The 8,848-nt window shown below is 45.0% G+C and carries 9 protein-coding genes; 5 read left to right on the top strand and 4 right to left on the bottom strand.

Features of this window, described 5'->3' with window-relative positions:
- Positions 1–65: 65 nt before the first annotated feature.
- Genes KDK16_RS02665 through KDK16_RS02650 form a run of 4 tightly spaced genes read right to left on the bottom strand, consistent with a single transcriptional unit; the run spans position 66 to position 2,766 of the window.
- Complete coding sequence (locus KDK16_RS02665) at positions 66–626, bottom strand: PilX N-terminal domain-containing pilus assembly protein (protein WP_257274547.1); 561 nt, start codon at positions 624–626, stop codon at positions 66–68.
- A 10-nt stretch (positions 627–636) separates the two neighbouring features.
- Positions 637–1,692 carry a PilW family protein gene (locus KDK16_RS02660; RefSeq protein ID WP_257274546.1) on the bottom strand — a complete coding sequence of 352 codons (1,056 nt, stop codon included), beginning with the start codon at positions 1,690–1,692 and terminating at the stop codon, positions 637–639.
- The gene (gene pilV, locus KDK16_RS02655) at positions 1,689–2,198 is read right to left on the bottom strand and encodes a type IV pilus modification protein PilV (protein ID WP_257274545.1); all 510 of its coding nucleotides are present in this window, start codon (positions 2,196–2,198) and stop codon (positions 1,689–1,691) included. The genes KDK16_RS02660 and pilV (KDK16_RS02655) overlap by 4 nt, the downstream gene beginning before the upstream one ends.
- A gap of 28 nt (positions 2,199–2,226) precedes the next feature.
- On the bottom strand, positions 2,227–2,766 hold the full coding sequence (locus tag KDK16_RS02650; protein ID WP_257274544.1) for a GspH/FimT family pseudopilin: 540 nt from the start codon (positions 2,764–2,766) through the stop codon (positions 2,227–2,229).
- Positions 2,767–3,109: 343 nt separating this feature from the next.
- Between KDK16_RS02650 and KDK16_RS02645 the strand changes: the two genes are divergently transcribed.
- The 5 genes from KDK16_RS02645 to KDK16_RS02625 are packed head-to-tail and all read left to right on the top strand — an operon-like array spanning position 3,110 to position 8,842.
- Positions 3,110–3,565, top strand: coding sequence for a GspH/FimT family pseudopilin (locus tag KDK16_RS02645; protein WP_257274543.1), 456 nt, complete (start codon positions 3,110–3,112; stop codon positions 3,563–3,565).
- Complete coding sequence (pilV, locus tag KDK16_RS02640; RefSeq protein WP_257274549.1) at positions 3,565–4,146, top strand: type IV pilus modification protein PilV; 582 nt, start codon at positions 3,565–3,567, stop codon at positions 4,144–4,146. The genes KDK16_RS02645 and pilV (KDK16_RS02640) overlap by 1 nt, the downstream gene beginning before the upstream one ends.
- Positions 4,147–4,155: 9 nt before the next feature.
- Entirely contained in the window at positions 4,156–5,115 is a 960-nt protein-coding gene (locus KDK16_RS02635; RefSeq protein ID WP_257274541.1) for a PilW family protein, read from the top strand.
- A gap of 7 nt (positions 5,116–5,122) precedes the next feature.
- Positions 5,123–5,683 (top strand): hypothetical protein, encoded by a 561-nt coding sequence (locus KDK16_RS02630; RefSeq protein WP_257274540.1) that lies wholly within the window; start codon positions 5,123–5,125, stop codon positions 5,681–5,683.
- Positions 5,684–5,710: 27 nt separating this feature from the next.
- Positions 5,711–8,842: a hypothetical protein gene (locus KDK16_RS02625; protein ID WP_257274539.1), complete on the top strand. Its 3,132-nt coding sequence runs from the start codon at positions 5,711–5,713 to the stop codon at positions 8,840–8,842.
- The last annotated feature ends 6 nt before the right edge of the window (positions 8,843–8,848 follow it).

The raw sequence follows: 8,848 nt of genomic DNA, 5'->3' as shown, positions 1-8,848 counted from the left end.
CCTCAATTTCTTGCAATCCTCGCTACGGACGCTTAAGTCCGACAGGCTGCTAGTCAATCTTCTTGCTAATCATTCTTCTTGTAAGTGGTCTGCAGCATGACCCGGGCATCTGTCGAGCCACCTGTTGCCAGTACGGTAATTCGATAAAACCGGGCCCAGTCACTAAAACTGGCCGGGTCGGGAATAGGGCCATCACTTTCCTTGGGTAGATAGCACCGGAACTCAACAATGTACTTGGCCTGAGCAGAAACTCCCTCCAGATTGATGACAGTTGTCCGATGCTTTGAAGACGTGGACCAGACAGACTCATCTTCCCATGGTCTGTCAGTGCTATTTTCGCAGGTTCCAACCTCGGTACTCTGGGTGCCATTGAAACAAAGCCCATTAATGCAGTCCGCATTAAAACTGGAAAGCGAAAGAACAGTATTGGCAACGTAATTTTCAGCTTCAAGCACGCCTACTTCGGCAGAGTGAAAGGCCAACTGTTCATTTCGGAAGTTACCGGTCATTTTCTCTTCCAGACTGGCCACCCTGATCGAAGTAATACCTGCTACTGTAATAATCAATAGCAGCACCAGACTAACCAGTAAAACACTCCCCTGCTGGGACTCTATCGGACTCTTCATTGAGCGATCCTCACTGCGGAATTCGATTCCGCAACTCCATGGTGAACACAAAAGATCGGCGTAAAAAATTATCTGTGGGGGTTATTCGGTTTCCGGCAAAAAAATAGGACTGAGGTGTGTCCGTTACTTCCTGAAAACTTCTAACCAGTAATTCCATCCGGACACTGGTGACATTTTGCCAATCCAGACTGAATAACCCTATGTCTGAAGCCGTCCTGTACTGATTTGCAATGCCATCGGCGTCAGTGTCATAGCCATAACGCAGACTTAAGTCTTCTACACCTTCTAGAAGGGCTTCAGCTGAATTAATTGCGCCAGAGGCTGTTTCACCGGCAAACCTGCGATAGAGATTCGGAACACCATTGCTGTCCCTGAGGTAGTAAACGACAGACGACAGGGGAAAAACCTCTGAGCCGGTATGACTCTCGTCCCTGGCATCCGCAGCAGATGTCAGACAGTTATAGTTGCCACCCAACTGGCTGGTGCAGTTATACAAGTTGCCACTGGAAGCTGATTCGTGAGAGACCGTTGAGCCGGTGGTATTGGCTCCGGCGCTGAAAACAGAAACTCCCTGGCAGTCAGAGCGAACCGCAACCAGAAGATCTCCCTGATTAAAACTATGAGGTTCCGAAAGCGTCATTCTGGCTGTGCCGGTATTATGGCTGACAATATTCAGCCCGCTCTCCAGGTCAATCCTGTGAATGACAACACTCTCTGAAATAGCATTGCTATCAACTCTGGAATGATTAGCCACAGGAACACCCAAAATGCCCTTATCAAAGTGCGCCATCCAGGTGCGGTTATCCGTGTTGGTATATACTGCATTGGCAAGATCCGCACTGTGAGGACACCCTGTAGAACCAGCCATGCGAATATCCCTTGCGATCAGATCAATAGCAAAGCGGGCATTTTCCTGAATACGGGAGAGTTCATCCTGCAGCATGTAAGTACGATTGGCGGTCAAAAAAAGGTGTCCAATACCTGCGATAAGAAAAAGCCCCAGCAGCAGAGCGACCATCATCTCCACCAGCGATAACCCTGCCTGTCTTACCCTCTCTCCATTCATAATGCACTCCTCAACACCACTTCCCGTAAGGCTTGGGCACCACGGGAATCATTGAATTTCAGAGTGATGACATAAACACGACCTGAGGAAGTATCTTCCATGGCAATAGAGCCTGTGGCGTCTGGCAACTGACAGGCCATCTGGAATTTCCATTGCTGAACATCATAGGTAGCTAACTGAGACTCAGTGCAGGCTGAAGATTCACAACTATTAATAAAATCCTGAGTAGTACAACCAGCAGCAACATGCTCTAATTCCGTGGTAATGTAATCACTACCTGTGGCCGCGACTGTTTTATTGGCACGAATACGATCCATCATATCGTTAACAATAATGACAGCCTGGGAGCGGAGATAAGCCAACTGATTATGCTGAAGGCTTTTGGTTTGCAGGCCAGCCATGCCCAACACACCGACGGATATCACCAGCAGAGCCACCATAACCTCAATCAGGCTAACCCCATTTTGACGCAGTCGGTTGAGCAGGTTGCGTGTACTTCCTTTCATACGCACCTCAGTAGATTTCTCAGTCTAATCAGTTGCACGTTCCCGACTCTGACACCCTTGCTCTCCCGGTGAGACTCAGGACTATCTGCCTGACTTCAAAGCCACTCGAATTGGCTTCACAGAGAGTAAAAGTGCCTGCTTGTCGGGCTTGCCCATGATGGTTAAAACCCAGCGTATTGCCGTTATTCCACTGCATGGAAACCAGATTATCCGTTTTTTCAAAGACCCTGATTAACTGATCTCCCGAATCCAGAGCACCATCAGCATCTTCATCTTCAAACACCAGCCACCCTGTGCTCCAGTTCGTCAGTGAGTTATCACACCCTGACCCATTACTGGACTTGCAAATCGAAACAGGACTTCGTCGTTTAATAGCCTCACTTCGGGCCAGCAACATACTGCCGAACAGTGTCTGGGTATGTGCTGCGACACGACGATCTGCCAGCAAGTCTTTCAAAGAGGGAGCTGCAATAGCGATAAGAACTGCAAAAACAGACAGTGTTACCAGCATTTCAGGGAGCGTCATCCCTGCTTTGCTTATCCGCTTTTGAACCAGTCTGAACACCATAATCAGTTCTCTGCATCGCCACTTCAGGAAGAAGGTTTTCCATCGTCTTTATGCACTTTAGCTGCCCCTGATATCAAACCGTAAAAGCCTTGCATCAAAGCCGGATGGTAAGACCACTTGAACCGACCAATGGCAAAAAGCACTTTGTTTTCAGGGATAAAAGATTTCGGCAGGGTACAAAGTGGTCGGTATTTGTAGCAGCTTATCAAGATGAAATACCGTTTATCGGTATTCACTGCTAACTGAAAAAACATTGTGTTCAACTCGGCCATGTATAGATCAGCACACTGCTTGTGTGTGAGAGAAGAAGAAGAAAAATAAATACAACAAGAATTGTTTTATCATGGATGTTCAGCCCAGAACCAAGACGACTGGCTTCACACTGGTGGAGCTGATGATCACATTAGCCATTGTGGCCATATTAGTGACTGTTGCACTTCCATCCATGCAATCGTCCATCGCTAATAATCGAGTTCGCTCCCATGGTCAGGATATTGCCAGTATTCTCAATTTTGCTCGTTCCGAAGCCATTAGCCGGGGAATTCCTGTCGTTGTTACACCAACCAATAGTTGGCTTGGAGGAGCAAGTGTTTCTGCAAATGGCGTCGCTATCCAGGAGCTACCCGCTCTCGTTGGCTCTACAAATATTACTAACAACTCAGCAAGCTACACCTTTGACTCAAGAGGCTTAACGATTAATAACACAGCCATTGTCGTCAACCACAATGACTCGGACAACGAAGTAAACATAAATATATCAGCGGGCGGCGCAATTACTGTTAGTGAGGGCCCAAAGTGATGAGAACTTATCAGGGAAGAGGCAACAGCAAACATCAGAAAAAAGGTTTCACTATGATTGAAACCTTAGTGGCATTAATCATTATCTCTGTGGGCCTTCTTGGTGTTGCCGGTCTGGTCAGTGAATCCCAGAAGAATGTTCAGGAAGTACAGCAAAGATCAATAGCCCTTCAGCTCACAAACGACATTCTGGCCAGAATGACTGCCAACCCCCAAGGACTTGCTAACTATCAGGGCAATATTGCTGCCGCCTTGAATCAGCCGGGAACACTCTGCAATCAGGACAATTCCAACTGCACTCCCGCTCAACTTGCAGCCTATGACCTCTGGGAGTGGAGCACCTATCTTTTCGGTAGCTCTATACAACTGAACAATAACGACGCAGGTGGTCTTATTTCTCCCACGGCCTGTATAACAGTCAGCAACGATGATGATGTCACTCTTGTGATTGCCTGGAGAGGCAAGTTTCAGAGAGCCGATAGTAATGCCGTGCAGACCTGTGGCACAAATAGCCCAAATTATAATGGCGGCAATGCCAATGATTTACGCAGATTGATGATTGTTGAGACAACTATAAGCTGAGGGGGAGTAATGATGAGAAGCCAACTAAATTCACTCCATAACCAATCTGGCTTATCCCTGATAGAAATCATGGTAGCTATGACGCTATCTCTATTTCTTTTAGCAGGTGTTGGTATTTTGTATATCAACACATTCACAATACAAAGAGACAGTAATCAGAGAGTTGATCTCAATGACAACAGTAGAACGGCTCTTACAGTAATATCAAAACACCTGCGATCAGCTGGATACGGCAACGGTCTTGGAATAGGTAGCCTGGATACCAATGGACTTGCTATAAACCCGGCAGGTAGTGACTGCGATAACCTCGGTGCTGTTTATAACTCGCTAACCCCTTTTCTCGCAGGTCGTTCCTCTGCCGATATTCTTGGATGTGCAGTTGGCCAAGTTGGAAATTACACTGCAAATGCTGGCTCTCCATCTGACTGGATTTTATTCAAAGGTGCAGTAGGCCCGGCACTGGAGTTCGATCCTGCCAATGGCGTCAACCAACTTCAGGTAAATACCAATTATATTTTTTCCAATACTCAACAAGGCCAACTCTTCAGAGGAACCATCCCACCTGCCACTCCAGAGGACGAAATAATCAGGGAATATCAATTCAGCCTTTTTTATCTTTTCAACAACAATCTTCAGTTGACAAGACTCGTCAACAATAGCCTTGTCACAGATACTGTTGCAAACAATGTAGAGAGCATGAGGGTGGTTTTAGGTTTTGACGATAACGAGGATGGCCAGGTAAATCGGTACACAGGTGTGCCCGCCAATACACAAAATTGGACCGCAGACCAATGGAATAATGTTATTTCAGCCACCATTTATATTCTTACCACGAGTGACAATGATCCGAGCTATCAAGATACACGTTCTTATTTGATGGGAGATATCACAGTTGCAGCACCCAATGACAACCGTCACCGTATCTTGGCCAGTACCACAGTCTATTTATACAATCAGGCATACAGGTAGTTTACCCATGAATAGAAGTCATCGTTTGTCGCAAAAAGGTATGATTCTGCTTACCTCACTTTTATTTCTGCTTATGCTGACTGCCGTAGCTGTCACATCTGTAAACTATTCGAACCTGTCACCCAGAAAGCTGGCAAATGCGGAAATAAAAACACTGACCTTTAATCAGGCTCAAGGTGAATTGAATGAAGTCAATGCTCTCGGTATGGATCAATTGACACCAAATCAGTGCCCCGGGGAAAGCCCCAAAGACAGTTATAATCCAACGGAAGCGCCTGCGGGTTCAACCAGTGCTGAAATCCAGAATCATCGTTGCAACACTGCTTCTAATACCTCTGCTAATTATCTAACAACAACAGCAAACACTCCCAGAAAAGAAGATGCCAGCGGCGTTGGTAATTATTCGGTTGAATATTATCGTCTGGAAGCTGAAAGGGAGCAGTCCGGGATTCGAACTTCGATTGCGATGAATAGCTACAAGGGATTACTGGGCGACCAAAGCGGTTCAACATTTGGCCTTGATGAAGGTCGTACTGTCACGGTAGGTGACAACTTTCAGTCAAACTAGGTCAAATTAAAATAAAGTACTAGACGTATGAACCTGTTTAAAACCAAGAATTATATTTCATCAATAGTAAGAAGGCTTTCGTTTTCAAGTTTATTTTTGATTACCGCTATGGTTAGTGCTGATGACACTGATATTTTTATTGGTGGTAACATAAGTAATAATGAACGCCCTCAAGTACTTGTCATTTTTGATAATTCAGGAAGTATGGGCAATCAAGCTCCTGGCACAACAAAATTAAAAATAGATCTAGCTAAAGATGCTATTCAGTCACTCATTAGAGATAACCCAGACATCGACTTTGGCTTGTCTGTTTTTAATTCAAATTACGATTCTAATGGAAACTATGGTGGAAACATATTCAGTGGTGTAAAAAAACGTGAGCCAAAAGAAAATAAAGATTTGATCAATTTAGTAGGAAGCATTGAAGCTAAAACATGGACTCCACTCTGTGATACTTTTTATGAAGTTTATCGATACCTTACTGGAGAGTCTGTTTACTTTGGCAAAAACTCTTCAGATAGAGATACCTCAGTAGAGTCCAACGGCAATTACATTTCTCCTATCAGAAGCTGCCAGAATTTGTATGTTATCTACATGACTGATGGCGAACCCTCTCAAGACGGCTCCAGAAACAGTGCTATAAAAAATTTGAGAATCAATGGAACGGATCGAATTGCAACCTGTGATAGATATAAAGATTATGAAGGAAAAATGCGTGAGAACTGTTTACCTAAACTTGCAAAGTACCTCGCAAATCCCGGGAAATCTGGCTTAGACAGAAACTCATCTACGGGTACTCAGAAAGCCTACACTTACACAATCGGTTTTGCTACAGACCAAAGTTTACTCTACGACACTGCCAGAGACGGTAATGGTGTCTGTTATACGACAGTTGGTAGCAATACAGACTCAGAATCTGGCTGTATAGCCGTTGATGATATAGCCTCGGCTTTCGAAGGTGCAATCAAAGAAATCTTGAAGCGAAGTAGTACATTTGTATCACCTGCTGTCGCTGTTAACAGCTTTAACAGAACAGAAACTCTTGATAATGCCTACTATTCTATGTTCCTGCCTTCAGAATCATCCCGTTGGACGGGAAATATCAAAAAACTGAAAGTCTTCAAGTCTCAGACAGACACCCCCGGATGTGGAAATGGCGATGACCATAACGTAGGCACTGTCGTTGATCGCGGATGCGATCAGGCTTTGAAAGAGGGTTCCAGTCAAATTGATGATGGCGCTTCTACCTTCTGGGGAACAATCAATGATGGTGATCAGGTAGAAAGTGGTGGTCTGGGTGAACAACTGCGTTCCAGCCGAGGTTCATTCTATACAAATATTGTTACCTCCGATGGCTCCGAGCAAATTAGCTCTCTTGATAACATTCCCGCTTCAAGTTTTAACATTGCTTCAGGCAAGACCTATAGCGCGCAAAATCTGATTAGCTGGCTAAAGGGTGGAATTGATGCCAGCGGATCTAACAGAGAGTGGGTATTGGGAGATATTCTCCACTCCAGACCTGTAACATTGAACTATGGAGCGAGAACCAATGCCTATACGCAAACCAACCCTGATATACGAATAGTGTTTGGTACCAACTTTGGGCAGCTCCACTTTATAGAAGATCAAGGAAATACTGTTAGAGAAAATTGGTCATTCTTTGCCAAAGAAAGTGCTCCTATCGTTCCGTCACTCTATGAAAATCTTGATGATGTACCTCACCCTTACGGACTGGATGGTCAGATAAGTTTATTGCGCATTGATACAAACAACGACGGTAGTATCAAGAAAACTGACAAAGACCGAATGATCTTGTTCTTCGGCATGAGGCGTGGAGGCACAAGTTACTATGCGTTTGATGTAACAGACCCGGAAGCACCACCAATACTCTTGTGGAGAATTGATAATTCAACTCCTGGCTTTGAGGAAATGGGCCAGAGCTGGGCACCTCCAGTTCCTGTTATCTTACCTGGCCACCGATTCGTGGAAGAGACAGTTTCCGGAAGTACAGCTACAAAAACCATATATTATAAATACGCATTAGCTATAGGCGCAGGATACGACGGTGACGGAATTAATGGTAAAGACGATGATCGCACAGGAGAGGAAATCGTCGACTCAAATGGTGAGACCAGATATGAACGCTATTACTCAACCAGAGGACGTGGTATTTACTTTGTTGATGCTGCAACCGGCAGCCTTATAAAGTCGTTCACTGCTCCCGACACAGATGATACCAATGACAACGACGCAACGCGTTTTGAATACAGTGATTTAAAATGGAGTATACCTTCACCTCCCGCTGTATTGGACAGCAATGGTGATGGTCTGGTTGACAGGGTTTATGTGCCTGATTCAGGAGGAAATGTTTTCCGAATTGATATCGGGAAAGACTACAATGATGAGGGTGATGAACTGGCGATCTGGTCAATCTTTAAATTTGCAGAGCTGGGAGCTGATGCCCCAAGCAACAAGCCTTCACCCGATTCAACTGATGACAAGAGGTTTATGTATCAGCCTGAGATAGTTAGAACTGTCCACAGAGGCGAAGCCTACGATGCTGTTGTCCTTGGAACTGGTAACCGTGCCAACCCACTTACAGAAACAAATCTTGATCACTACTATGTTCTCAGAGATAAAAACCTGTTTTATCGTTACTACAAATCCGGAGACTGCAGTGGATGCACCACACCTCCAGCAACAATAAGGCATTCTGATTTGTATAATGCAACAGCCAATACCATTCAGACAGGCACAGCTATTGAGCAACAGGAAGCTTTGAGTCAACTGGCTGGTTCCTATGGCTGGTATATTCAGCTTGAGACTTCTGGAGAGAAAACAACAACGACAGGGCAAGTGTATGGAGGACAACTTCTTTTCAGTACCTACTCACCATCCAGCAATCCTGGAGCCAATATTTGTACTCCGGGTGTAGGGAGTAGTTATTTTTATGTCCTGAATTTACACACTGCCAGTGCAATCCGACAAGAAGATAGTAACTGGGTTAGAAAAACAGCCTTATCCGTCATCGGCACACCCGGTGATGCCACCATCTTTTCACCGGGTGCCGGAGAAAATCTTGTTGACTTAAATACCGGATATAATGGTATCCCAAGCGAAATAGGATTATATCGCTACGGCTGGGTAGAGCAGCAATGAAGAAGT

Source organism: Endozoicomonas sp. SESOKO4, from assembly GCF_024606275.1.
The sequence above is the reverse complement of the archived record's forward strand: the minus strand, read 5'-3'. Positions and strand labels throughout refer to the sequence as shown.